Here is a 24,308-nt window from a genome sequence, read left to right on the forward strand (position 1 = left end):
AAGATATACCAATAAGCATAAAATAAGTCTAGCATTTTTCCTTCAAAAAGTTAACAGAGCAGTATGGATAAATGGCGGAATACTTTTTAGGGCCAGTACATAATTATGTGAATAGGAGAATAGTCTAATCGACAAAATTTTCCACAGTTGTAAATCCCTATTGTCAAATGTTGTAGACGGATATATAGTAGAAGATGTTATATAGTTAAGGGGGATCTTGTTGTGTCGAAATTTCGTTTTGCTTTCGTTTTGGGGGCAGCCATTTTTATTCTTATGGGATGTATTGGGGGAGCTTCTCCCGAAGAGGAAATCTATGATGTTCTGGAAGAAACCGTATCCAAGGAAAAACAATACGTTGAAGTCCAAAAACCGCTTCAGGGACTGGAAAAGAAAGAAAAAGAAATTTATAGCGAAATCATGAACCTTGGAATGAAAGAGTTTGATAAAATAGTTAAACTATCTGATGACGCTCTTAAAAATATTTCTGAACGGACAGATTATATTGAGAAAGAACGTAAAGCCATGAAGGAATCAAAAGAAACCTTTTCAGGCCTTGATGGATTTATTGCAGAATTGGATGATAAAAAGCTAAAAGATGAAGCGGGGAAATTGGAAGACACAATGAAAGACCGATATAAGCTTCATGAAAAGTTTACGGATTCATACTTGGATGCATTGTCAGAAGATAAAAAACTATACGAATTGTTCAAGAAAAAAGATTTAACGATGGAAGAACTAGAAAAACAAATCAGTTCCATCAACAAAGCATATGAACAAACAATTGATTTAAATGAAGAATATAATACTGCCACTGAACAATACAATGAATTGAAACAAGGTTTTTATTCAACCGCCGGTATAGAAGTGGAATAATAAATCGATAGAATGAACAGGGAAGAAAGGCAGCGGACTGCGATCCGCCAGCCTTTCTTTTTTTATTTACAGGAAGCCTTAATGCTTACTCTATAACAGAAGACCAGGTGAGGGAGTTTATATATAACAGTTTAGAAAGGCTAACTAATACAGTTTTTTCAAAATAGAATTCTCAACTATTTATGTTATAGTGAGGATATTGAATTTATAACACTTTCTCGTTGACGAGATGAATTTTTATATTGTAAAATATGAAAGGTAGTCAAAGTTGTATTAGTGAAAGTGTAAAACAGACTAATACAGATAACCTAATATATAAATTTGGGTTTTCTTTCTTATTATTTGTGGAAAACTATCTATAATGTGATTCGCAAGTATTGTGGTAGGTCATACTGAATTTGGGTAATCTAAACTTTGTATGTAAAAAACCAAAATAAATGTAAACAGAAAGGATAGGTGACTTCGATGGCTTCTAAATCAAAGAAGGCACAATTCGATGCGGTTAAAACGCTCGAGCAGATTGAAGACAAGTTTGAAATGTTTCAAATTTTAAACGAAGAAGGCGAAGTAGTGAACGAAGACGCAATGCCTGAAATTTCCGATGAGGATCTTCAGGAATTAATGCGCCGCATGGTTTACACTCGTATTCTCGATCAAAGATCAATTTCCCTGAATCGTCAAGGACGTTTAGGTTTCTATGCACCAACAGCAGGACAGGAAGCATCACAGATTGCTTCTCATTTTGCACTTGAAAAAGAGGATTGGATCCTTCCGGGTTACCGTGATGTACCTCAAATCGTATGGCATGGACTTCCGTTATACCAGGCCTTCTTATTCTCACGCGGGCACTTCAAAGGCAACCAGCCTCCTGAAGGTGTAAATGTATTGTCTCCACAAATCATCATCGGTGCGCAATATATCCAGACTGCAGGTGTGGCACTTGGCCTTAAGAAGCGCGGCAAGAAAGCAGTTGCCATCACTTACACAGGGGACGGTGGATCTTCACAAGGTGATTTCTATGAAGGAATCAACTTTGCAGGTTCTTATGCCGCTCCGGCAATTTTCGTTGTCCAAAATAACCAGTTCGCGATTTCCACACCGCGTGACAAGCAGACTGCAGGTAAAACAATCGCTCAAAAAGCAGTGGCTGCAGGAATCCCTGGTATCCTAGTTGATGGAATGGATCCATTGGCTGTTTACACTGCTACCCGTGAAGCAAGAGAACGTGCGGTGAATGGTGAAGGGCCTTCACTTATTGAAACAATGTGTTACCGTTATGGTCCGCATACAATGGCAGGGGACGACCCTACACGTTATCGTACTTCAGAAATGGATACTGACTGGGAAAAGAAAGATCCATTGGTTCGTTTCCGCAAGTTCCTTGAAGCAAAAGGCTTATGGAGCGAAGAGAAAGAAAATGAAGTAATCGAAGAAGCGAAAGAAGATATCAAGCAGGCAATCAAGAAAGCTGATGGAGAGCCAAAACAAAAAGTTACTGATTTCATCAATAACATGTTTGAAGAGCTTCCATATAACTTAAAAGAGCAATTAGAAATTTACACAGAGAAGGAGTCGAAATAAGCCATGGCGCAAATGACAATGATTCAAGCAATCACTGATGCACTGCGCACAGAACTGCGTAATAACGAAGACGTATTAGTTTTTGGTGAAGACGTAGGTCTTAACGGCGGTGTTTTCCGTGCAACGGAAGGACTTCAAAAAGAATTCGGTGAAGACCGGGTATTCGATACGCCACTGGCAGAATCCGGAATCGGCGGTTTGTCAATCGGACTTGCCTTGGAAGGTTTCCGTCCAGTTCCAGAAATTCAATTCTTTGGTTTCGTTTACGAAGTGATGGATTCCATCTCTGGCCAAATGGCACGTATGCGCTACCGTTCAGGCGGTACTTACACTGCCCCGATCACTGTTCGTTCACCATTCGGCGGAGGGGTACATACACCTGAACTGCATGCAGACAGCTTGGAAGGTTTAATGGCTCAACAGCCGGGTCTTAAAGTGGTTATTCCATCCACACCTTATGATGCAAAAGGATTACTGATCTCATCTATCCGTGATAATGATCCGGTTATTTTCCTTGAGCACATGAAGTTATACCGTTCTTTCCGTCAGGAAGTTCCAGAAGAGGAATATACTATTGAACTTGGTAAAGCGGAAGTAAAGCGTGAAGGTAAAGATCTATCAATCATTACTTACGGAGCAATGGTGCATGAGTCCATCAAAGCTGCAGAAGAACTTGAAAAAGAAGGATATTCAGTAGAAGTTGTCGATCTTCGTACTGTCAGCCCGCTGGACATTGACACAATCATGGCGTCTGTAGAAAAGACAAACCGTGCTATTGTCGTACAAGAAGCTCAAAAACAGGCAGGTATTGCTGCGAATGTAGTCGCTGAAATCAACGACCGTGCGATCCTTAGCCTTGAAGCGCCTGTACTTCGCGTAACGGCACCGGATACTGTATATTCTTTCTCTCAAGCAGAACCTGTATGGCTACCAAACCATAAGGATGTTCTCGAGACTGCAAAGAAAGTACTTGAATTTTAATTGATTGATCAAAGGAATTAGAAGGGTTCTTCCCTTCTCTTTTCCCTTTTAAATAGAGATACTAGACAGAAAACAAAAACATTCATCTATATCATTATTCAATACAGGAGGTAGAATCCATGTCTTTCGAATTCAAATTACCGGACATTGGTGAAGGTATCCATGAAGGTGAAATCGTAAAGTGGTTTGTTAAACCCGGCGATAAAGTAGAAGAAGACGATGTACTATGTGAAGTCCAGAATGATAAAGCAGTAGTTGAAATTCCATCTCCAGTTGCCGGAACGGTAGAAGAGCTGCTGGTTGATGAAGGTACTGTAGCAGTAGTCGGTGACACATTGATCAAATTCGATGCTCCTGGCTATGAGGATCTTCAATTCAAAGGAAGCGACAGCGAAAGCGGAGGCAAGAAAGAAGAAGCCAAAGCGGAAGAAAAAACAGAAGGCCAAGTCCAAGGTACGGCGGAACAAGGTCAAAATGTTGACAAAGATGCTTCACCTGAAGCTGAACAGGAAAAAGCGGCAGAAGCTGACGTTGATCCTAACAAGCGTGTCATCGCAATGCCATCTGTCCGTAAATACGCAAGAGAGAATGGTGTTGAAATCCGCCAGGTTTCCGGTTCAGGTAAAAACGGCCGTGTCCTTAAAGAAGATATCGATTCATTCTTAAGCGGCGGAGCTAAAGCTGAAGCCCCTGCGACAGAAGAGAAAACAGAACAAGCACCTGCCAAAGAAGAAGGAAAAGCAGCTGCACCTAAAGCACCTGAAGGAGAGTTCCCTGAAACTCGCGAGAAAATGAGCGGAATGCGTAAAGCAATCGCTAAAGCGATGGTTAATTCCAAACACACTGCTCCTCACGTTACCCTTATGGACGAGGTTGATGTAACGAAGCTGTGGGCTCACCGTAAGAAATTCAAGGAAGTTGCAGCGGAAAAAGGTGTGAAACTGACTTTCTTGCCATATATCGTAAAAGCCTTGACAAGTTCATTGCGTGAGTTCCCGGCATTGAATACATCCATTGATGATTCTACTAGTGAAATCGTACAAAAACATTATTACAATATCGGTATCGCGGCTGACACCGACAAAGGTCTTTTAGTACCTGTCGTTAAAAATGCGGACCGTAAATCAATGTTCTCGATTTCAAATGAAATCAATGAGCTTGCCGGTAAAGCACGTGACGGTAAACTTTCAGGTGACGAAATGAAAGGTGCCTCATGCACGATCACCAACATCGGTTCTGCCGGCGGTCAATGGTTCACTCCGGTTATTAACCACCCAGAGGTTGCAATCCTTGGAGTAGGCCGTATCGCTGAGAAACCTGTAGTTAAAAATGGTGAAATTGTAGCAGCACCTGTGTTAGCATTATCATTGAGCTTCGATCACCGTATGATTGATGGAGCTACTGCTCAACATGCACTTAACCACATTAAGCGTTTGTTGAACGATCCAGAATTATTATTAATGGAGGCGTAATGAGATGGTAGTAGGAGATTTCCCAATTGAAACAGATACTATTGTAGTCGGTTCAGGTCCTGGAGGATACGTTGCGGCGATCCGTGCAGCACAGCTTGGACAAAAGGTAACGATCATTGAAAAAGAAAACATGGGCGGCGTTTGCTTGAACGTGGGCTGTATCCCATCAAAAGCACTTATCACTGCAGGACACCGTTTTCATCAAGCCCAGCATTCAGATGATATGGGGATCGTTGCAGAGAATGTAAAAGTTAACTTTGACAAGGTCCAAGAATGGAAAGCTGGCGTAGTCAAAAAGCTTACCGGCGGTGTTGAAGGACTTCTAAAAGGGAACAAAGCGGAAATCGTTCGCGGAGAAGCTTATCTTGTAGACCAAAACACTCTTCGTGTGATGGATGATAACTCTGCGCAAACATATAAATTCAACAACTTGATCCTTGCGACCGGATCACGCCCGATTGAAATTCCGAGCTTCAAGTTCTCTAAACGCGTTCTTGATTCAACTGGTGCTTTGGCACTTGAGGAAGTACCAGGCAAGCTCGTTGTCATCGGTGGAGGTTACATCGGAACAGAGCTTGGAACTGCATATGCCAACCTCGGTTCTGAAGTGACAATCCTTGAGGGTGCTGACGATATCCTTGGCGGATTCGAAAAGCAACTGACATCAGTTGTTAAAAAAGGACTTAAGAAAAAAGGCGTGGAAGTTGTTACAAAAGCAATGGCTAAAGGCGTTGACGAAAGCGACAGCGGCGTAGTCGTTAAATACGAAGTGAATGGTGAAGAGAAATCAGTGGAAGCAGATTATGTGCTTGTCACAGTTGGACGCCGTCCAAATACTGATGAAATCGGTCTTGAAGAAGTAGGAATTGAAATGTCAGACCGCGGTGTTATCAAAATTGATAAACAATGCCGTACAAACATTCCTAACATCTTTGCAATTGGTGATATCGTTGATGGACCACCACTTGCTCATAAAGCTTCTTATGAAGGTAAAATCGCTGCTGAGGTAATTGCTGGTGAGCCGGCTGAAATTGATTACCTTGGAATTCCTGCAGTTTGCTTCACAGACCCGGAACTTGCAACAGTAGGCTATTCCGAATCTGAAGCAAAAGAAGAAGGAATTGAAGTGGTTGCCGCTAAATTCCCATTTGCTGCAAATGGTCGTGCTTTGGCTCTTAATTCTTCTGAAGGCTTCATGAAGCTTGTGACTCGCAAAGTAGACGGTCTAATCATTGGAGCTCAAATCGTAGGTGCCGGCGCATCTGACATGATCGCTGAACTTGGTCTTGCGATTGAATCCGGTATGACGGCTGAAGACGTTGCGATGACGATCCATGCTCACCCTACCCTTGGTGAGATTTCAATGGAAGCAGCAGAAGTTGCGATGGGAAGCCCAATCCACATTGTAAAATAATGACCAATAAAAATGACCCTTCCAAAAATGGAGGGTCATTTTTTTATATCGAAAATAAGTTCACTGGCTGCATACAAATGGTACAAAGACACTCACCAATTACTGATTGCATGGGTAACAGATTTAATGATCTGATTCTTATGTGCCTTTCCGGTAATCTTAGTAACAACCTGGTTATTATCTACAACGACAATGGCAGGATAAGAAGTGGATTGGATTTTTGGGTTCGATTTGTCTGTGCTGAAGTTTACGACTTCCAGATGTTTTAAGTCTTCGGGGTATTCATTCTTAAGTTCAATGATGGCATCATAATATGCGACTTCCTTTGAAATATTGCGTTCATCAGTGAAAAATATGATTTGTTTTTCAATAAATCGATCCTCCGCCAACACTACTTTATCTGCAGCCAGATCATTGCATGAAGTGAGAAGCAAGGCTGTCGATGCCAGCATAAGCAAGGTAAGTAAATGTTTCATACATCATCCTCTTTTCTTAGTGATGCACCATGAACGAAAGTAATTAATACGCATAAAGACCTATTCGTTGGTCACATTTTATCATATGGATTCGCCGAAATGAGGCAAGTCACTGAAATGTTACAGAAATGAAAAGACATCAATAATGAAAGTAACATTCTAGGAATATACTTAATTATTAGATGTACTACTTGAAAATACTCCTAAATAGAGGGTGTTTTTATGAAATTTTATGTGGCTTTCACCATTCAGATGATACTGTGGAGTGTTTTTTATGTTGCTGAATGGTTGTCTGTTAAAGATCATATTGAATATAAATGGATCATGTTTGTTCTGTTCTTTTATTTAGCATTTATTGCTGCAAGGAAGATTATTCAGTCAAGGAGGCTTACATTGTTTATAACGTCCTTCAGTTTATCTTGTTTCTTTGCATTCAAATTTTTATTTGAATATCTGATGGAATTCTTTTAAAACTTATCCAGTTTTGCGCAGAATATGTTAAAATATTCAAAGCGAATCATGAAAGGTGAGTTAAATGAAAAAGATTATTGCAACAGGATTAACATTGATGTTATTGACTGCATGTAACGATGAACCTGCCACTGTCACGAAAGAAGCCGGCACGGTTGATCATCCTAAAGAAAATACTGATAGTAAAGAATCATCCGGTAAGAAAGAAATGGAAAATCACGAAGATAAATCTGAACCTGAAAAAACAGAAGATGTGGTTCAGGAGCCTGAATACAAGATTAATGAAAACAATTGGAGTATTGAACCAATAGCAGGTCAAAATGCTAAGGTCGTCCTTTTGACGATTGATGATGCCCCTGATAAGCATGCATTGAACATGGCTGAAGATTTGAAGGCCGTGAACGCTCCCGCCATCTTCTTTGTGAATGGACATTTTCTTGATACCCCGGAGGAAAAAGAGGTATTAAAGAAGATCTATGACATGGGCTTCATGATCGGCAATCACACATACAGCCACAGTTCACTTCCTGACCTTTCACCGGAGGAACAAAAAGAAGAAATTGTTTCGGTAAATGAGCTCGTTGAATCAATTACCGGTGAACGCCCAAAATTCTTCAGGGCGCCTTTTGGACAGAATACGGATTACAGTAGACAGGTCGCAGCCGAAGAGAAAATGGCCCTTATGAATTGGACCTTCGGATATGACTGGAACAAGGAATATCAAACAAAAGAAGCAATTACAGACATCATGGTTAACAGTCCATACCTTAATAACGGAGCAAACCTCCTCATGCACGACAGGACCTGGACCAGCGAAGCACTAACAGACATCGTAAAAGGACTAAGAGAAAAAGGATACGAAACCCTCGACCCAACAAAAATCAAAACCCCATAATCACATCAAAAACCTGAATGCGGCCATTCAGGTTTTTTTTACCTTTCATTAATTAAAGATTTTATTGATTATGAAAGTCGAAAATTCACCAGACGTTTTATATGTTTCTTTTGGTTGGAATGTCTTGATAAGTATATAAAAATTATAAAGAAGTCTGAGAATAGGGATCGAAAGCAAAGAGTAAAACCTATGAGCCTTCTGTGTGAAATTAATTACTCAAGCTTTGAGTTAGTGGATAAGAGTTAATCGAGGTTTTTGACTTCGTTCAGTGTTCTTACTGTTCTGTTCCATAAAATTAAAATATTCATGATGTGAAAATTTCTCCGATTCAAAACCGGTTCCAGCGATTGATTGGAGTGCAAAACGCAGACTCCTGCGGGAGAAGCGTGTTAGGTGAGACTTGTCCAGCTCCAGGGCTTAGAGGCACATGTCATAAGTCAACTCGCCCAAGAAGGCAAAGAACGCCTTCGTGGTCGATTCGCCTTATGCCACCCGCCTCTGACCAAAGCCCTTCCACTTTTCTAACCCGCAGGCGAAGCCGAGGAGGCTCACCAACCGCCCGCGGAAAGCGAAGTTTTGCACGGAAATCAATAGCGTTGATAAATGGAATCAAATAAGTTGAGAAGTCAAAGGGGCTTCTCTATTTAAGGTTATCTAAAAACTAAAACCAGTGGGGCTAAGTATTTTTGTCACGGGTCACCTGCGGTGTTCAGAAGTCTATAAGGTCTTATATACTCTTATACCGCATAAAGATAATTAATATGATTTATTAAAAGAATAAAAACTTAAATATGTTATACAATTTAAGGTTGATTTTTTAAATGTGTTATATTATTATAGAATCAGTTAAGATAAAACGCTTACAAAACATCATTAAGGGAGATGAAAAAAGATGGGAACAATTGTTTGTCAATCATGCCTTAACACTATTGAACATTACGAAGATGAGAAGGTTTCTGTTTTATTCTCTAACTGCTGCGAATGTAATGATGATGTAGAAATAGACGATTAAGTTACAGGGGAAACTTCGAAACGGTCAGACAAAAAGGGGTAAATATAAAGTAGGGGTGAAGAGGGATCGGGATGACCTTCTTCACCTTTTTGTTATGAACAAAAAAGACCCCTTTCGTAATAGGGGCCTCATTTGATTTATCTGATAGCATGGTGTTCTTTTATGACACGAAGGTGTCTTAAATCATAATCTTCCGGCCCTTGTACAGGGAGTCCGGCATCGATATTGGTTTTGATATAATCAATATTTTCCTGTGTAATGATCTCTCCCGGTATGAAAATGGGGATGCCCGGCGGATATACCATGATGAATTCAGCAATGGTGCGTCCGACGGTTTGATCGATCGGAATGACTTCTGTTTCCGCATAGAATGCATCACGGGGTGTCATCGAGAGGACAGGGATATCAGGAAGCATCACGGTTACTGGAGTGATGTCTCCATGTTTTTTCAGCTGGGCTGCAAGTTCTCTTAATCCGGTGACCAGCTGGCTGCCTTCCGTCTCAGTATCTCCGGGGGTTATGATGCAGAGAATATTGTAAAGGTCGGACATTTCGACCTCGATATTATAAGCTTCCCTCAGCCATTTTTCAGCATCGAAACCGCTGATTCCCAGTTCCTTTACCGATATGATTAATTTTGTCGGATCATAATCGTGAGTAGCCTTTGTGCCAAGGATCTCCTTGCCCACGCAATACAGACCATCGATTTTATTGATATCATTTCTGATGTTCTCCGCCAAGAGTATGGTGTCACTAATTAAATCGTGCCCTTCTGTAGCTAGGCGTTTTCTTGCTACATCCAAAGATGCAAGAAGAAGGTAAGAGGTGGATGTGGTCGTCAGCATGCTCAGGATCGTCTGCACTCGTTTGGCGGAAACCAATCCTTCCTTCATGTTCAAAACCGAACTTTGTGTCATGGAACCGCCTAGTTTGTGTACACTGGTCGCTGCAAGATCGGCACCTGCCTGCATGGCTGAGAGGGGAAGGTCATCGTGAAAATGAATATGAACCCCATGTGCTTCATCCACGAGGACTGGTACATTATGAGAATGAGCAATTTCAACGATTTTCTTTAGATCAGCAGAGATTCCAAAATATGTTGGATTGATGACTAGCACCCCTTTGGCATCTGGATGCTGCTCCAATGCCTTTGCAACTGCATCTGTAGTGATTCCATGGGATATACCCAAATCTTCATCTATATCCGGGTGTATGAAGATAGGCGTTGCGCCTGAGAAAACGATCGCGGACATGACTGACTTGTGAACGTTTCTCGGAACGATGATTTTATCCCCTGGTCCGCATACGCTCATTACCATGGTCATGATCGCACCGCTCGTTCCCTGTACTGAAAAGAAGGTATGATCTGCTCCAAAGGCTTCTGCAGCAAGGTCCTGGGCTTCCTTGATCATTCCTTTCGGCTGATGAAGGTCATCTAGGGGGCCGATGTTGATTAAATCGATACTTAGGGCATTTTCACCGATGAATTCTTTGAAATCGGGATCCATGCCGGCGCCTTTTTTATGTCCGGGTATGTGAAACTGGACAGGATTCTTTTTACTATGTTCAACTAAGCCGGTAAATAACGGGGTTTCATATTGAGACAATGCATTCAACACCTCTTTGATATGTTAGTACATATTTATAACGTACATTTTAGAGTCATGGTCTTTTTTCAAACAAAAGAATTATAGCATCTAGGTATTCCTTTGCATAGTGGTATTTGCCCATACTTTAATCATTTTAATCATCTTGAAGGAAATTATTTATCCAATAAAGAATACGTGTATGACAGGAGGGGTTAAATTGAACTGGACGACCAGAGTGACAGAATTATTAAACATTAAATATCCCATCATTCAAGGAGGACTTGCTCATCTTGCTTATGCCGAACTTGCCGCTGCAGTGTCGAATGCCGGCGGACTTGGGCAAATCACTGCAATGTCCCTGGATCACCCTGATGATCTGAAGGAAGAGATCAGAAAAGTAAAGAGACTCACCGATAAGCCATTTGGTGTCAATTTTGCAATCGGTCAGCACGGGCGGCCATATGAAGAGTTTGTAGAGGCTGCCATTGATGAAGAAGTATCTGTTGTGACAATCACAGGGGGGAATCCTGCCCCATTATTCAGGCAATTGGAAGGGACGAATATCATTAAAATGGTGCTGGTTGCATCCAAAAGACAGGCGGTAAAAGCCGAGCAATTGGGAGCGGATGCCGTCATGGCGGTTGGCCATGAAGGAGGCGGTCATTTAGGGAAAGACGATATCGGTACCTTCGTGTTAATACCGGGAGTCGTGGATGCCGTCTCGATACCAGTGATAGCATCAGGCGGCATCGGTGACGGAAGAGGACTTATGGCAGCTTTAAGTTTCGGGGCAGAAGGCATTGAAATGGGTACCAGATTTATAGCCACTGAAGAATGCATCCACGCTTCAGAAGAATATAAAAGAGACTTGTTGGAAGGGAGCGAGAATGATACAGTTGTGATTAAACGTTCTCTGGGTGCGCCTGCCAGAGCCATTTCCAATACCTGGACCGATAAAATCCTTAAGGCGGAACAAGCTGGTGCGGGATATGAAGGATTAAAAGGATACATCAGCGGAGAAGCTAACAAAAGGTATATCTATAATGGTACAAAAGAAGAGGGGTTCGGATGGGCAGGGCAGGTCATCGGGCTCATAAACGATATCCCGACCGTTGATCAGCTTATAAAGAGAATGGTCAGTGAGGCAGAACGTATCCGTTTAAAATGGAACTAATCAAGGAGTGTTACTTAACATGGAATATCAATATCCATTCTCGATAGACTGGACAACTGAAGAAGTAATCGATGTTATTTCTTTCTTTGAAGCAGTTGAAAAAGCGTATGAAAGAGGTATTAAAAAAGAGGACTTAATGGGCCGTTACCGAAAATTCAAAGAGATCGTACCGAGTAAATCGGAAGAGAAAAAGATCTGCAGTGAATTTGAAGAGTCAAGCGGTTACTCCTCCTATCATGTTGTAAAAAAGATGAAAGAGACAGGTGATTCAGAACTGGTCGCCATGAAGTGAAAACGACAGCCCCTCGAGGCTGTCGTTTTTCTTTACAAAGGGTTTAGTTCATTTTATAAAGGGGTAAAAGTGTTTCAAAGGCATTATCAATTTTTTGGATCAGCTCATCACCGTTAAGTTCAGTCACGGTTTCCCGATCCAAGTGCAGACCGCAAAGAAGTTCCGCTTTCTTTACATTTTGTACTCTTTGACAAAGAGACAGGAATTCGTCCCGGGACATAGAAGAAAATGTTATGGCATCAGGCTTAGTATGATCACCTGACCATACGTAGTCCGAGGGAATCATATCCCTTATTTCATCCACATTTTCTTCAGCTTTTTTACCGAATTCCGCCTTATGGGGAGCTTCATAAATCATTGCGAACCAGATGAATAAATGGGTATTCCAAAGACCGATTTGAAAATGAGGATGTTTTTTGTACCCACGCTTATTATTGGCGAATGCCACCCATGTATCATCTGGAGGGTTTACAGAACGGCGTGCGTGCTTGGCTACATGGTAGAACATTTCGTCGCCGGTCAACGTGCTGAGCGCAGGTGTGAAATATTGTCCAAGATATTCAAGTTTAGGGCGTATATGCTGTTGAATGGCTTCCATTCTATTTTCTAATCCATCAATTTTAAACACATCAAAGTCATTATCAGTAAATCCGTTGAATTTCATCGTGCAGCCTCCTTACCTGATGTTCATATTTTAACACAAGGAAAGGGATAAAATGTAATGATCCGTTTCACCAATGGGTGTCTGCACATTTTAGTTACATGATGAGATGAAATTTCATATTATGTATTAAATATTATCAGAACAATCAGATAAATTGAAAAACACGGAAGGGGTGCACGACATTGAAACAAGTGATGAACACGTCAAAAAAACGGGATGTCCAGCAGCAGCGTCTAAACGTATTGAGACTTGAAATGGATTATGAATTAGCTGTATTGTTCGAGGCGATCCAGACCAAAAACAAAGAAAATCAATCAAAGTCAAAAGAAAAGCTTATGAATATCCGTGAAGAATTAATTAAAATGAAGGCTTTATAATGATTTGAACACAGAAAGGGTATACGATGAAAGGATTCGAAATGAACGATTATGGCGAACTCTTCCGTTTACATACGTAGAGTTCTTTTTTTTGTCCGCTTAATATGGAGCGAAAAGGTTAAAAACTTGAATCTCCCCTTTTTTTCCATTAAGCTAAAGAGCTAAAGGAACACTTCAAGTTGGTATGAAGACTAGTATTGGAGGTCATTAAATTGACAAATTGGAAAGAATTGGACCAAAATGCCAGAGATTGGATCATGGAGGCGGGGAAGAAGATCCGCGACTCTTTTCAAGATGAACTGAATATAAAAACAAAGTCCAACCGCAATGATTTGGTCACGAATATGGATGAAGCAACAGAGCGTTATTTTATTGAGAAAATCAGAAGTACATATAAAGATCATCATATCATGGGAGAAGAAGGATTCGGTGACGAATTGAGCGAATTGTCCGGCGTGACCTGGATTATCGACCCGATAGACGGTACTATGAATTTTGTCCATCAACAAAGGAATTTTGCTATATCCATAGGGGTGTATGATGGTAAGCAAGGTGTCCTGGGATATATTTATGATGTCGTTCACGACGAGCTGTATCATGCTGAAAAGGGCAGGGGAGCTTATATGAATGATCAAAAGCTGCCTGTCCTCAATGAGGTTGCCGTGGAAGATTCCGTCATTGCTTTAAATGCTCAATGGATGACCACTAATAAGCGCATTGATCCTGAAGTATTGGCACCATTGGTTCAAAAAGTGAGGGGGACGCGTTCATATGGTTCTGCTGCGATTGAGATGGCGTACATTGCCTCTGGAAGGCTCGATGCATATATCAGCATGCGCCTGGCGCCATGGGATTTCGCTGCCGGAAAGATCCTGATTGAAGAAGTCGGAGGGGTTGTTACTGATTTAGAAGGAAATGAACTGAACCCTCTGAATAAAAGTTCTTTATTTGTAGGTAAACCAGGGCTGCACGGGAAGATTTTGAACAACTATCTTAAGAACTGATTCTATAGATTAAAAAGAGGATGGGGCAAAAGTGTTTTAGTCTATTTAAAATCCGATAATAATTGACTGATCAGTCAATTATTATCGGATTTTTAGTTTGAAAGTACATTTTTAGTTGTTAGCTCTCTATAAGCGGTTGGAGTGCAAGACGAAGACTCCTGCGGGAACAGCGGGTTAGGTGAGACCTGTCCAGCTCCAGGGCTTAGAGGCACATGTCATAAGTCAACTCGCCCAAGAAGGCAAAGAACGCCTTCGTGGACGATTCGCCTTATGCCACCCGCCTCTAACCAAAGCCCTTCCGCTTTTCTAACCGCAGGCTTGCCGAGGAGGCTCACGGGCTACCCGCGGAAAGCGAAGTATTGCACGGAAATCAATAGCGATGATTAGAGCCTATCGTCATTAGACAGTGTTTTATCTTCATAGCAGCATTTTAAAAATATTTATTACAGCCTGCCTTCTTCCCGGTATCTCTTTTTTGTAGTGAAACCGAACCCCATGATAATCGTAAGAGCAATGATGCTGCCCGCTGCTAAAAGAGGGCTTGCCAGACTTATTGATATGGCGACGCCCATCAGGGATACGGCGGCCAAAACAGAATAAAGTACGAAGATCCATTTGATATTACCCATATAAACACCTCCGCTAATATGTATTTCAATGATAGTTATGCGAATAAAAAAACAAATAGCAAATGAAACTGCTTACTTAAATTCTACATAGAGCCACAAGAATGTGCAACGGCAAATATAAAAGAGTGTTATCAGAGCTTTCAATAACCCCGGGACCGATTCATTCAATATTTATTAGGGATTTCAGCTGTGCTGTGCTATAATGGTCTAGTTGAACAGAATTACCCATTATCTTTAGCCTTCCAGGAAAGAAATCCAATATATTCAGGAGTGGAAATATGAACTTAAGAAATGATCTTAGAAATATTGCTATCATCGCTCACGTTGACCATGGTAAAACGACATTGGTTGATGAGCTGTTAAAGCAATCTGGAATCTTCCGCGAAAATGAACAAGTTTCAGAGCGCGCGATGGATTCGAATGACTTGGAAAGAGAACGCGGTATTACAATTTTGGCGAAAAATACGGCGATTCAATATAAAGATTCACGAATCAATATTCTTGATACACCGGGACATGCTGACTTTGGCGGCGAAGTGGAACGTATCATGAAAATGGTAGATGGTGTTCTGCTTGTTGTCGATGCGTACGAAGGCTGTATGCCTCAGACTCGTTTCGTCCTGAAGAAAGCACTTGAACAAAATCTTACACCGATCGTTGTCGTTAATAAGATTGACAAGCCTTCAGCGCGTCCTGAAGAAGTTATTGACGAGGTATTGGAATTATTCATTGAACTGGATGCGAATGATGAACAGCTTGAATTCCCTGTTGTTTATGCGTCTGCCATCAACGGTACTGCAAGCACCGATCCAGATCCTGCCAAACAAGATGAGAACATGCAGTGTTTATATGACTCAATCATTGAGCATATCCCTGCACCAGTCGATAATTCTGAGGAACCTCTTCAATTCCAGGTGGCATTGCTCGATTACAATGATTATGTCGGCCGTATCGGAATCGGACGTGTGTTCAGAGGAACGATGAAAGTTGGTCAGCAGGTTGCACTTATGAAGCTTGACGGCTCTGTTAAACAGTTCCGTGTTACAAAGATTTTCGGTTTCTTTGGTCTGAAGCGTGAAGAAATCCAGGAAGCAAAAGCAGGCGATTTAATCGCTGTTTCAGGAATGGAAGATATCAACGTGGGTGAAACGGTTTGCCCGGTTGAACATCAGGACCAGCTGCCGGTCCTTCGTATTGACGAACCTACTCTGCAAATGACATTCCTTGTGAACAACAGTCCGTTTGCCGGCAGAGAAGGTAAATATGTTACTTCAAGAAAGATTGAAGAGAGATTGCTGGCTCAGCTCCAAACAGATGTAAGTTTACGTGTTGAACCAACAGATTCACCTGATGCATGGACGGTTTCCGGACGTGGTGAGCTTCACCTTTCCATCTTGATTGAAAACATGCGTCGTGAAGGGTACGAATTGCAAGTATCTAAACCACAAGTCATCATCAAAGAAGTTGACGGTGTGAAGAGCGAGCCTGTAGAGCGTGTTCAAATTGATATACCGGAAGAATATATGGGCGGAGTCATTGAATCCCTTGGACAGCGTAAAGGTGAAATGCTTGATATGGTTAACAACGGTAATGGTCAAGTACGTTTGATGTTTATGGTTCCTGCTCGTGGTTTAATCGGTTATTCTACAGAGTTTATGACCCTTACACGTGGATATGGTATCATCAACCACACGTTCGACAGCTACCAGCCGCTGCAAAAAGGCCGTGTCGGCGGACGTCGTCAAGGTGTATTGGTTTCAATGGAAACAGGTAAGGCATCACAATACGGGATCATGCAAGTAGAAGATCGCGGAATTATCTTCGTTGAAGCAGGTACAGAAATATATGGCGGTATGATCGTTGGAGAGCATACAAGAGAAAATGATATTACCGTTAATATCACGAAGGTTAAACAGGCGACAAACGTCCGTTCAGCAAATAAGGACCAAACGGTTACGATTAAGAAAGCTCGCATCATGACTCTTGAGGAATCCCTTGAATATCTGAATGATGACGAGTACTGTGAAGTAACGCCGGAATCAATCCGCCTCCGTAAAAAAATTCTTGATAAGAATGAACGTGAAAGAGCGGAGAAAAAGAGCAAGGTATCTCAATAAACTGAGTGAAGGGGGAGCAGGAAATGGATGTAACTGAGCGTTTGTCCTTTTTCGCATCCCTTTACCGTGTTGATCAAAATGCGGAATTGGGGATGTGGCTTCTTTACTTAACCATTGTGGGACTCTCTATATTAGTGTACAAGCTTGGTTTTGCCCAAAAGCTGCCGCTTGGTAAATCGATCGTGATTTATTTATTCTTGATTGTCGGATGTACGGTTCTGACGTTTTTGGGTATCTTTTTACCGGTTGCAGAGGGTCTTGTCGTAGCGGCTCTTATCCTGATTATTTATAAGGTCCGCTTGAACAATGAAAAGAAAAAAGGAAATGTATAGAAAAAAAGCTGCAGGCTTATAAACTGCAGCTTTTTTCTATTAATTGGTTTTCCCCTTATGGTTCTCTATAGCCAGAAATAAAAGGGGGATGGATGCACCGTATACCAAATGGCCGGTCAGCCAAAGCAGGATGGCTGTGGGATCATGAGGAGCGGGGACATCCTTTATGGCAAGTGAAGAAAGTGGAAAGTATAACAAGAATGCGGGCAGGCTCAACGCAAATGATGTTATCCATACGGATATGCCGGCTAGTTTGAATCGATGGACTATTATCACAAAAACCATTCCGATCAGACAGGAAACAATCAAATGGAAAATGAATTCCATCAACTCCTGCCATTGGACAGCCCCTAAATAAGGTATGAAATCCACATTGAGCAGGAGTATGTATACTTTTATTCCAGTCAGTCCCTGCAGCAGTTTCAGGGTGAGGCCCAGCAGGATTCCCGATACGATGCCGATAAAGATTCCCTTGAGGGTCTTTTTAGAATTCATCTTCTACTTTTGGAGAGCGGTAAAGTTTGAAGTTACCTGTTGCGGCACGTTCTTCTGTTTTTTTAGTGATACGCTTGTGGCATGGGTCACACATATAAGTGTGAATGGGTCTGTTCCTTAATCTTTTCGCCTGCAGCGAATAATCTTCAATATTTTCTATTACTTCGCATAGAGCACATTTAACACGCATATTAACACCTCATTGCTTTTTCTCTCATAAGATTTCTCATTTTAGTATATCATGTAGTATGAGAGAACGCTTCAATTTACTTACAGCACATTTTTAATCTTCATTATATGATGTATAATGATATCAAAATAAAAAGAAGGACAATTAAATTCCATGACGAATTTTTCTTAATGAAGGACCAGGGAGGAGTGATTGTTTTGGCTAACCAAGTGGAACCGGGCTTGATCCCGGTACTATTCGAGGAACTTCAATCTGAACGCTTTGTTACCTTGTCCACCGTAGATCATGAAACGGGAGGACCGAATGTCAATGCAGTTTCATGGATTTTGGCGAAGGATGAAGAAACAGTACTTTTCACTGTGAATCAGAAATCCAAAATCGTTGAGAATATCAAGAAGAATCCGCTTGCTGTTATTAACTTAATTGCAAATGAATCAACTTATTCGATTGCCGGGAAGACGGAAATCAGTCAGGTACAGCTTGAAGGTGTACCGTTGAAACTCACTTTGATTAAGATGAAGATCGAAGAGGTGAGGGATGTCATGTTTTACGGCTCCAGGATCTCAGCAGAGCCTGCTTATGAGAAGACGTATGATAAAGCCGCTGCGGAACGCTTGGACCGCCAAGTAATAGAAGCCATGAAAAAAGCCTGAATCAGCTTTTTCATGGCTTTTTATATTTCAGAGCCTATTCGATATGATTCTCGCTCTGGTCTTCCTGTTCTTTGTTTAGCTGATTTTCTTTTGTCTGGTTCATTTTTTTCTTTGGTTGTTTTGGAGCATTTTCAGGGTCTGTCTGCTTAAGGGAGCGTGGAATTTCAGGCATGAGCCTGCCGGAAATGTCTGAGAGTTCGTTCATGATTCCCTGGACAGGTTCTCCGCGCTGGATATCCTTGCTTATTTCTTTCAAGCGTGCATTTACGTCAGGGTCTGCGACAACGATTGCCTGTGCCCCATAAGGATCATCTTTCAAGGCTTCTGCAACAGAGTATTTAATCGAGCCGACTTCAGAACGTTCGACATTGGAATCGATATCGATTCCTACAAAAGCGTATTTTCCTATGACGACGGCGGTTGCATCTCTTACATCCGGAACTCTTGTAGTCAGGTTAACCAGATGTTTTGAAATTTGCTGTCCGGATTTTCTTTCAACATGCTGGATGTTGCTGTCTTGGACCGTGATCGGTTTGTTTGGGTCAGATTGTGGATTTTTATTGTAACCGACCTCTTTATTGTTGGCGCAAGCCGTCAGAAAGAGGACAATTCCAAGCAGAGAGATGAATTTATTCATGTCAGTACCTCCCGGGTTAATTTCATTATCTTTTCTTATTGTGTAATTTTCTTCTATCTTTATACGTTTATTCATATATTTTAAGAAACGGGCCGTCCTATTTGAGTAGCTGGGAATAACCGGATCAACTTTGGCTACATACAATAGTAATAAGAAATGAGGAGCAGGAGGCATCGATTTGAAAAAAATTTATGTATTAGATACCAATGTCTTATTACAAGATCCACAAGCCATCTTTTCGTTTCAGGACAATGAGGTGGTTATACCAGCGGTCGTATTAGAAGAAGTGGATTCGAAGAAGCGTTATATGGATGAAATCGGACGAAACGCAAGACATGTATCGAAACTGATCGATAATTTAAGGCAAGAAGGAAAGCTCCATGAAAAGATTCCGTTGTACACAGGCGGGTCACTGAGAATAGAGTTAAACCATCGTTCCTTCCAGGAACTGCAAGAGATATTTGTGGAAAAAACAAATGATAACCGGATATTGGCCGTCGCAAAAAACCTCTCTTTGGAGGAAGAAGCCAAAGAAAACGGAAAATCGGTTATATTGGTAAGTAAAGACACGCTGGTGAGAGTCAAGGCTGATGCACTGGGGTTGCAGGCTGAGGACTTTCTGAGCGACCGGGTAGTGGAGGTCAACGATATATATACCGGATTCAATGAGTTATTTGTTGAAAAAGGTGCAGTGGACAAATTTTATGAAAATGGGGAATTGACCCTTAAAGATATAACGAAGCAGCGATTTTATACACATGAATTTATCATATTGAAAGATGCACTGGGCAGTTCTGCTTCTGCTGTCGGGATGGTGGATGGCTCTGGGACGAAGCTGAAGAAATTAGTGTATGATCATGACCATATGTGGGGGATTAAAGCGAGGAACGTTCAGCAGACGATGGCAACCGAACTTTTACTTAGGGATGATATTTCACTGGTCACGATGATTGGTAAAGCGGGTACGGGAAAGACCCTCCTTGCTCTGGCAGCGGGACTGCTTCAAACAGAGGACTTTCATAAATTCAATAAGCTATTGGTAGCCCGTCCGATTGTACCAGTGGGTAAAGATATAGGGTATCTGCCGGGGGAAAAACAAGAAAAACTCAGACCATGGATGCAGCCGATCTATGATAACCTCGAGTATCTGTTCAATGTAAAAAAACCTGGGGAACTTGATGATATATTAGCCGGTATGGCCTCGATTGAAGTTGAAGCACTGACTTATATAAGAGGCAGAAGCATACCTGATCAATTCATTATCATTGATGAAGCGCAAAACCTCACAAAGCATGAAGTGAAAACGATATTAACAAGGGTAGGGGAAAGAAGTAAAATCGTCCTGATGGGTGACCCCGCACAAATCGACCATCCTTATCTTGATGAATATAACAACGGTCTGACCTACGTAGTAGAAAAATTTAAAGAGCAACCGATAGCGGGCCATGTGAAATTGATGAAAGGTGAACGTTCCGGGCTTGCCCAGCTTGCGGCAGATCTCTTATAAAGCGAATCTGTTTTGGTGGAAATTAATTACATTTATACCTTATGAAAAACCCGGTGCAGAGGTTCCTGCGCCGGGTTTAGTTATGTAGAAACCATTTGATCCTTATTCCAGTCGAAAGGCTTTTACATTTTTAATTGGATTTTCTTTATTGGACCCATCTTTAAGAAGGATATGAACAGGTCCGTCTTCTTTCAAAGGTTTCCCGTCCTTTGAAAAGGCCATCAGCAGTTCTTCGGCTTTTTCAACAGGGAAGTTGAATTCACCGGACTCTGTCTCGATAATAATAGTTGAGGCATCTTCATGCGGTTCCGCGTTTTTTAAAAATGGTGCAAATGGTATGGCGAAAGTACCGGTAAGAACCTTTTCCTTTTCATACTTCTTTTCCGTCTTCAATGTAGGAGGATATGTGGCACCCTCCTGGATTTCGCGGGACCAATGCTTCGACACCGCTTTTGTATATTCTTCCAGTTCATCTTTCATTATACTTCCTTCTTCAAAGAAAGTGTTTAAATCAATTTTTCTGTCATCAAAAATCCATACTCCGGAATCTAACGTGATGACAAACTTAACTTTACCTTTGATCGGTACGATGCTTTCCACAACAGATTCCTCCCTTTCAATAGTTCTAGTATATCGGTTATAAATCTTTTTGTCACTTGATTTTGTGTAAGCATTTTCACTGTTTTCAATTTACCGATTTAGGGAAACTTACTAGAGAATGAAGGAGAGTGAGGAAAAATGTCAGATCAAAAACTACTGGGAGAACTGGTCGATATCGCGAGGGCTTTTGCCCCATATGGAAAGGTCGCAGATTATATCCCTGCGTTAAGCAATCAAAATCCGGATGATTTAGCTATCTGTATATACTCCATTGAAAATGAATCTTATTATGCAGGAGATCATCTTAAAAAATTCACCCTGCAGAGTATTTCAAAAGTCATCACCCTGGCACTTGTATTAATGGATAATGGTGAAGATGAGGTGTTTTCCAAAGTAGGAATGGAGCCCACGGGCGATCCATTCAATTCAATTGCCAAATTAGAAACGAACATACCTTCGAAGCCCCTCAACCCAATGATCAATGCAGGCGCCTTGGCAGTGACGCATATGATCAAAGGAGATACAGTCATAGAAAAATGGGACAGGTTGATTGAATTCATCTCTCATTTGACAGGGCAGCAAGTTACATACAATGAAGATGTTGCTTATTCAGAACTCCAGACCGCCAACCTGAATCGTTCGCTTTGCTATTTTATGAAGCAGCATGGAGTGATAACGGGGAATGTAGAGGATTTATTGGTGTTATACACGAAGCAATGTGCAGTGGAAATGAATTGTGTGGATTTGGCCAAAATGGGGGCTGTCTTTGCCAATGACGGACTGGATCCCGAAAGCGGAAGGCAGCTTATATCCAAAGATGTCGCAAGGATATGTAAAACCTTTATGGTCACATGCGGAATGTACAATAGTTCGGGTGAGTTTGCCATTAAGGTAGGGATCCCTGCAAAGAGCGGGGTATCCGGCGGAATCATGGGGAGTGTACCGGGAAAATGCGGGATCGGCATCTTCGGCCCTGCTCTGGATGAAGTAGGGAATAGTATTGCCGGCACCAAGCTTCTGGAAGGGCTCAGTGCTAAATATTCCTGGAGTATTTTCTAGCATCGGCTAATTGTGAACCGCCCCTTCAATCCAAATTCGTTCCTTACAAAAACGTTAATTATTCTTGCAATTTGTGCAGTTTAACGATAAAATTTTAAGACAGGAATGCTATTTGTACGGAATGGGGGGATCACTGTGGCGTCAGAAATGACAGTTAATCATCGAGAAAAAGCCTATGAGTTATTAAAGGCTGATGCGGAAAAGATTTTACAGCTAATTAAAGTGCAAATGGATAATTTAACGATGCCCCAATGTCCTCTTTACGAGGAAGTATTGGATACCCAAATGTTCGGATTATCCCGTGAAATAGAATTTGCTGTCCGGTTGGGACTGGTGGATGACGGAGATGGGAAGGAACTGATTGATTCTTTGGAAAGGGAACTTTCTGCCCTTCATGAAGCGTCCACAAAAAAGTAAAATAGTCATGACAACTCAAACAATATTGAACACTGTTGTTTGAGTTTTTTTATAGAGGTGCATAAATTGCCGAAAAAGAAAATGAAATAGATAAAGGGTTGAATTGTCATGATTAAAAAAATATTGAAGTCCTATGACTATTCTTTGATAGCTGTGTACATATTCCTGTGCTTTTTTGGATTGGTGATGGTTTACAGTGCCAGCATGGTGATGGCTGTGGAACGATTTGATCTTACAAGCGATTATTTCTATAAGAAGCAGCTGATCAACGTACTCATAGGATTTGCTGCATTTACAGTTGCTGCCTGGTTCCCTTATAAAGCCTTTCAAGTAGGGAAAATCATAAAAGGGCTTATGACCGTCATCATCATCATGCTCGTTTCAGTACATATATTCGGAAGTGAAGTCAATAATGCCAGAAGCTGGATCAATCTGGGTTTCATGAGGATTCAGCCTTCTGAATTTGCCAAGCTGGCGGTTGTCATATACTTGGGTTCCGTGTATTCAAAGAAACAGGCTTATATAAATGATTTGAATCGGGGGCTTGCTCCGCCATTGATTTTTCTCGGGTTCATATGCTTCATTGTTTTTCTTGAACCGGATTTTGGGACGGCAGCGATCATTTTTGTGATCGGGGCAATCGTCATCCTGTGTTCGGGAATCAATTTCCGGACGATCTCAAAGCTTGCAGGTATAGGAGCCGGTCTGCTGGTCATCGTTTCTCCCTTCATCTATCTGGCAAGGGGATTCATCTTTACAACTGAAAGGATGAGCAGGATCGAGGCTTATCTTTCGCCATTTAAGGACGCTCAAGGGGAAGGTTATCAGCTTGTAAACTCCTATCTTGCGATTGGTTCCGGCGGGGTGCAGGGGCTTGGCCTTGGACAGAGTATCCAGAAGCTCGGCTACATACCGGAACCTCAGACTGATTTCATCATGGCGATCATTGCGGAAGAACTGGGTGTCTTCGGAGTCAGTTTTGTTATTCTGGGCCTTACTTATATCGTGTTAAGAGGCATCTATATCGGTGTGAAATGCCAGGATCCATTTGGGACGATGCTTGCGATCGGGATCTCAAGTATGATTGGTATACAGGCTTTCATCAATTTAGGAGGGGTTTCCGGACTCATCCCGATCACCGGTGTGCCCCTGCCTTTCATCAGTTACGGGGGATCTTCACTGCTGGTCCTTTCATTATCGCTCGGTGTCCTTGTGAATGTTTCGATGTTTGTGAAATATGAAGAAAAATATAAAACAAAGAAGGAAAATGACGAACCTTTGGAGAATATGTCTAGTAACAAGAGAATATATGGTGTAAAAATGTAGGTCTCTAATAGGGAATTTAAAATCTCTATGTCTAGGGTCTGCCCCCTAAGATACGCTAGTATCCATCTTTC

General features: G+C 41.6%; 26 protein-coding genes. 18 read left to right on the plus strand and 8 right to left on the minus strand.

Annotated elements, in window-relative coordinates; translation table 11 throughout:
• The first annotated feature begins 222 nt into the window (after positions 1 to 222).
• From AS034_RS09550 to lpdA, 5 genes are all read left to right on the plus strand, one after another.
• Positions 223 to 873 (plus strand): YkyA family protein, encoded by a 651-nt coding sequence (locus AS034_RS09550; protein ID WP_032089013.1) that lies wholly within the window; start codon positions 223 to 225, stop codon positions 871 to 873.
• Positions 874 to 1,338: 465 nt separating this feature from the next.
• Positions 1,339 to 2,454 (plus strand): pyruvate dehydrogenase (acetyl-transferring) E1 component subunit alpha, encoded by a 1,116-nt coding sequence (pdhA, locus tag AS034_RS09555; RefSeq protein ID WP_032089012.1) that lies wholly within the window; start codon positions 1,339 to 1,341, stop codon positions 2,452 to 2,454.
• A 3-nt stretch (positions 2,455 to 2,457) separates the two neighbouring features.
• Positions 2,458 to 3,435: an alpha-ketoacid dehydrogenase subunit beta gene (locus AS034_RS09560; RefSeq protein WP_032089011.1), complete on the plus strand. Its 978-nt coding sequence runs from the start codon at positions 2,458 to 2,460 to the stop codon at positions 3,433 to 3,435.
• A 119-nt stretch (positions 3,436 to 3,554) separates the two neighbouring features.
• Positions 3,555 to 4,907 carry a dihydrolipoamide acetyltransferase family protein gene (locus AS034_RS09565; RefSeq protein ID WP_058298340.1) on the plus strand — a complete coding sequence of 451 codons (1,353 nt, stop codon included), beginning with the start codon at positions 3,555 to 3,557 and terminating at the stop codon, positions 4,905 to 4,907.
• 4 nt (positions 4,908 to 4,911) lie between these two features.
• A complete protein-coding gene (lpdA, locus tag AS034_RS09570; RefSeq protein ID WP_058298341.1) occupies positions 4,912 to 6,321 on the plus strand; it encodes a dihydrolipoyl dehydrogenase in 1,410 nt (469 codons plus the stop codon).
• Between the two features lie 92 nt (positions 6,322 to 6,413).
• On the opposite strand, the gene AS034_RS09575 is transcribed toward lpdA, so the two are convergent.
• The gene (locus tag AS034_RS09575) at positions 6,414 to 6,797 is read right to left on the minus strand and encodes a hypothetical protein (protein WP_052011645.1); all 384 of its coding nucleotides are present in this window, start codon (positions 6,795 to 6,797) and stop codon (positions 6,414 to 6,416) included.
• Positions 6,798 to 7,332: 535 nt separating this feature from the next.
• On the opposite strand from AS034_RS09575, the gene AS034_RS09585 reads away from it, so the two are divergent.
• Positions 7,333 to 8,163, plus strand: a complete 831-nt coding sequence (locus tag AS034_RS09585; RefSeq protein ID WP_058298342.1) for a polysaccharide deacetylase family protein — start codon at positions 7,333 to 7,335, stop codon at positions 8,161 to 8,163.
• An 892-nt stretch (positions 8,164 to 9,055) separates the two neighbouring features.
• Entirely contained in the window at positions 9,056 to 9,175 is a 120-nt protein-coding gene (locus tag AS034_RS22330; protein ID WP_074439988.1) for a GapA-binding peptide SR1P, read from the plus strand.
• A gap of 137 nt (positions 9,176 to 9,312) precedes the next feature.
• Here the strand turns inward: AS034_RS22330 and AS034_RS09590 are convergent, their stop codons facing one another.
• On the minus strand, positions 9,313 to 10,782 hold the full coding sequence (locus AS034_RS09590; protein ID WP_058298343.1) for an aminotransferase class I/II-fold pyridoxal phosphate-dependent enzyme: 1,470 nt from the start codon (positions 10,780 to 10,782) through the stop codon (positions 9,313 to 9,315).
• A 199-nt stretch (positions 10,783 to 10,981) separates the two neighbouring features.
• On the opposite strand from AS034_RS09590, the gene AS034_RS09595 reads away from it, so the two are divergent.
• Positions 10,982 to 11,938 carry an NAD(P)H-dependent flavin oxidoreductase gene (locus AS034_RS09595; RefSeq protein WP_032089001.1) on the plus strand — a complete coding sequence of 319 codons (957 nt, stop codon included), beginning with the start codon at positions 10,982 to 10,984 and terminating at the stop codon, positions 11,936 to 11,938.
• A gap of 19 nt (positions 11,939 to 11,957) precedes the next feature.
• On the plus strand, positions 11,958 to 12,230 hold the full coding sequence (locus AS034_RS09600; protein WP_058298344.1) for a UPF0223 family protein: 273 nt from the start codon (positions 11,958 to 11,960) through the stop codon (positions 12,228 to 12,230).
• 43 nt (positions 12,231 to 12,273) lie between these two features.
• Here the strand turns inward: AS034_RS09600 and AS034_RS09605 are convergent, their stop codons facing one another.
• Positions 12,274 to 12,894: a YktB family protein gene (locus AS034_RS09605; protein ID WP_032088999.1), complete on the minus strand. Its 621-nt coding sequence runs from the start codon at positions 12,892 to 12,894 to the stop codon at positions 12,274 to 12,276.
• Positions 12,895 to 13,085: 191 nt separating this feature from the next.
• Between AS034_RS09605 and AS034_RS09610 the strand changes: the two genes are divergently transcribed.
• On the plus strand, positions 13,086 to 13,271 hold the full coding sequence (locus AS034_RS09610; RefSeq protein ID WP_318293704.1) for a hypothetical protein: 186 nt from the start codon (positions 13,086 to 13,088) through the stop codon (positions 13,269 to 13,271).
• A gap of 212 nt (positions 13,272 to 13,483) precedes the next feature.
• Positions 13,484 to 14,275 (plus strand): inositol monophosphatase family protein, encoded by a 792-nt coding sequence (locus tag AS034_RS09615; protein ID WP_074439989.1) that lies wholly within the window; start codon positions 13,484 to 13,486, stop codon positions 14,273 to 14,275.
• A gap of 443 nt (positions 14,276 to 14,718) precedes the next feature.
• On the opposite strand, the gene AS034_RS09620 is transcribed toward AS034_RS09615, so the two are convergent.
• Positions 14,719 to 14,904 carry a YlaF family protein gene (locus AS034_RS09620; protein WP_032088995.1) on the minus strand — a complete coding sequence of 62 codons (186 nt, stop codon included), beginning with the start codon at positions 14,902 to 14,904 and terminating at the stop codon, positions 14,719 to 14,721.
• Between the two features lie 278 nt (positions 14,905 to 15,182).
• Here AS034_RS09620 and typA point away from each other — a divergent pair, with 278 nt between their 5' ends.
• A complete protein-coding gene (typA, locus tag AS034_RS09625) occupies positions 15,183 to 17,021 on the plus strand; it encodes a translational GTPase TypA (RefSeq protein WP_032088994.1) in 1,839 nt (612 codons plus the stop codon).
• 23 nt (positions 17,022 to 17,044) lie between these two features.
• Positions 17,045 to 17,353: a YlaH-like family protein gene (locus AS034_RS09630; protein WP_032088993.1), complete on the plus strand. Its 309-nt coding sequence runs from the start codon at positions 17,045 to 17,047 to the stop codon at positions 17,351 to 17,353.
• 39 nt (positions 17,354 to 17,392) lie between these two features.
• On the opposite strand, the gene AS034_RS09635 is transcribed toward AS034_RS09630, so the two are convergent.
• Both AS034_RS09635 and AS034_RS09640 read right to left on the minus strand, forming a co-directional pair.
• A complete protein-coding gene (locus AS034_RS09635) occupies positions 17,393 to 17,848 on the minus strand; it encodes a hypothetical protein (protein WP_058298345.1) in 456 nt (151 codons plus the stop codon).
• Complete coding sequence (locus tag AS034_RS09640; RefSeq protein WP_032088989.1) at positions 17,838 to 18,038, minus strand: YlaI family protein; 201 nt, start codon at positions 18,036 to 18,038, stop codon at positions 17,838 to 17,840. The genes AS034_RS09635 and AS034_RS09640 overlap by 11 nt, the downstream gene beginning before the upstream one ends.
• 197 nt (positions 18,039 to 18,235) lie before the next feature.
• Between AS034_RS09640 and AS034_RS09645 the strand changes: the two genes are divergently transcribed.
• Positions 18,236 to 18,691 (plus strand): pyridoxamine 5'-phosphate oxidase family protein, encoded by a 456-nt coding sequence (locus AS034_RS09645; protein WP_032088988.1) that lies wholly within the window; start codon positions 18,236 to 18,238, stop codon positions 18,689 to 18,691.
• Positions 18,692 to 18,725: 34 nt separating this feature from the next.
• Here the strand turns inward: AS034_RS09645 and AS034_RS09650 are convergent, their stop codons facing one another.
• Positions 18,726 to 19,328: a YhcN/YlaJ family sporulation lipoprotein gene (locus AS034_RS09650; protein WP_032088987.1), complete on the minus strand. Its 603-nt coding sequence runs from the start codon at positions 19,326 to 19,328 to the stop codon at positions 18,726 to 18,728.
• 178 nt (positions 19,329 to 19,506) lie between these two features.
• Here AS034_RS09650 and AS034_RS09655 point away from each other — a divergent pair, with 178 nt between their 5' ends.
• Positions 19,507 to 20,835 carry a PhoH family protein gene (locus tag AS034_RS09655; RefSeq protein WP_058298346.1) on the plus strand — a complete coding sequence of 443 codons (1,329 nt, stop codon included), beginning with the start codon at positions 19,507 to 19,509 and terminating at the stop codon, positions 20,833 to 20,835.
• Positions 20,836 to 20,937: 102 nt separating this feature from the next.
• Here AS034_RS09655 and AS034_RS09660 read toward each other — a convergent pair whose 3' ends face one another.
• The gene (locus AS034_RS09660) at positions 20,938 to 21,435 is read right to left on the minus strand and encodes a hypothetical protein (RefSeq protein WP_032088985.1); all 498 of its coding nucleotides are present in this window, start codon (positions 21,433 to 21,435) and stop codon (positions 20,938 to 20,940) included.
• Positions 21,436 to 21,573: 138 nt separating this feature from the next.
• Between AS034_RS09660 and glsA the strand changes: the two genes are divergently transcribed.
• The 3 genes from glsA to ftsW all read left to right on the plus strand — a co-directional run bounded on the left by glsA (position 21,574) and on the right by ftsW (position 24,237).
• The gene (glsA, locus tag AS034_RS09665) at positions 21,574 to 22,494 is read left to right on the plus strand and encodes a glutaminase A (protein ID WP_058298347.1); all 921 of its coding nucleotides are present in this window, start codon (positions 21,574 to 21,576) and stop codon (positions 22,492 to 22,494) included.
• A gap of 135 nt (positions 22,495 to 22,629) precedes the next feature.
• Complete coding sequence (locus AS034_RS09670; RefSeq protein WP_032088983.1) at positions 22,630 to 22,911, plus strand: Fpa/YlaN family protein; 282 nt, start codon at positions 22,630 to 22,632, stop codon at positions 22,909 to 22,911.
• Positions 22,912 to 23,019: 108 nt separating this feature from the next.
• Positions 23,020 to 24,237 (plus strand): putative lipid II flippase FtsW, encoded by a 1,218-nt coding sequence (gene ftsW, locus AS034_RS09675; RefSeq protein ID WP_032088977.1) that lies wholly within the window; start codon positions 23,020 to 23,022, stop codon positions 24,235 to 24,237.
• The last annotated feature ends 71 nt before the right edge of the window (positions 24,238 to 24,308 follow it).

The sequence above is a fragment of the [Bacillus] enclensis genome, from assembly GCF_001456935.1.
GTDB classification, from domain to species: Bacteria; Bacillota; Bacilli; order Bacillales; family Bacillaceae_B; genus Rossellomorea; species Rossellomorea enclensis.

Excerpts from the sequence above, each read along its gene's own strand:
- ftsW (WP_032088977.1), top strand. The coding sequence starts at position 23,020 with ATGATTAAAAAAATATTGAAGTCCTATGACTATTCTTTGATAGCTGTG.
- typA (WP_032088994.1), top strand. The coding sequence starts at position 15,183 with ATGAACTTAAGAAATGATCTTAGAAATATTGCTATCATCGCTCACGTT.
- AS034_RS09585 (WP_058298342.1), top strand. The coding sequence starts at position 7,333 with ATGAAAAAGATTATTGCAACAGGATTAACATTGATGTTATTGACTGCA.
- AS034_RS09600 (WP_058298344.1), top strand. The coding sequence starts at position 11,958 with ATGGAATATCAATATCCATTCTCGATAGACTGGACAACTGAAGAAGTA.
- lpdA (WP_058298341.1), top strand. The coding sequence starts at position 4,912 with ATGGTAGTAGGAGATTTCCCAATTGAAACAGATACTATTGTAGTCGGT.
- AS034_RS09640 (WP_032088989.1), bottom strand. The coding sequence starts at position 18,038 with ATGCGTGTTAAATGTGCTCTATGCGAAGTAATAGAAAATATTGAAGAT.
- AS034_RS09575 (WP_052011645.1), bottom strand. The coding sequence starts at position 6,797 with ATGAAACATTTACTTACCTTGCTTATGCTGGCATCGACAGCCTTGCTT.
- AS034_RS09565 (WP_058298340.1), top strand. The coding sequence starts at position 3,555 with ATGTCTTTCGAATTCAAATTACCGGACATTGGTGAAGGTATCCATGAA.
- AS034_RS09560 (WP_032089011.1), top strand. The coding sequence starts at position 2,458 with ATGGCGCAAATGACAATGATTCAAGCAATCACTGATGCACTGCGCACA.
- AS034_RS09635 (WP_058298345.1), bottom strand. The coding sequence starts at position 17,848 with ATGAATTCTAAAAAGACCCTCAAGGGAATCTTTATCGGCATCGTATCG.
- AS034_RS22330 (WP_074439988.1), top strand. The coding sequence starts at position 9,056 with ATGGGAACAATTGTTTGTCAATCATGCCTTAACACTATTGAACATTAC.
- AS034_RS09605 (WP_032088999.1), bottom strand. The coding sequence starts at position 12,894 with ATGAAATTCAACGGATTTACTGATAATGACTTTGATGTGTTTAAAATT.
- AS034_RS09650 (WP_032088987.1), bottom strand. The coding sequence starts at position 19,328 with ATGAATAAATTCATCTCTCTGCTTGGAATTGTCCTCTTTCTGACGGCT.
- AS034_RS09620 (WP_032088995.1), bottom strand. The coding sequence starts at position 14,904 with ATGGGTAATATCAAATGGATCTTCGTACTTTATTCTGTTTTGGCCGCC.
- AS034_RS09630 (WP_032088993.1), top strand. The coding sequence starts at position 17,045 with ATGGATGTAACTGAGCGTTTGTCCTTTTTCGCATCCCTTTACCGTGTT.
- pdhA (WP_032089012.1), top strand. The coding sequence starts at position 1,339 with ATGGCTTCTAAATCAAAGAAGGCACAATTCGATGCGGTTAAAACGCTC.
- glsA (WP_058298347.1), top strand. The coding sequence starts at position 21,574 with ATGTCAGATCAAAAACTACTGGGAGAACTGGTCGATATCGCGAGGGCT.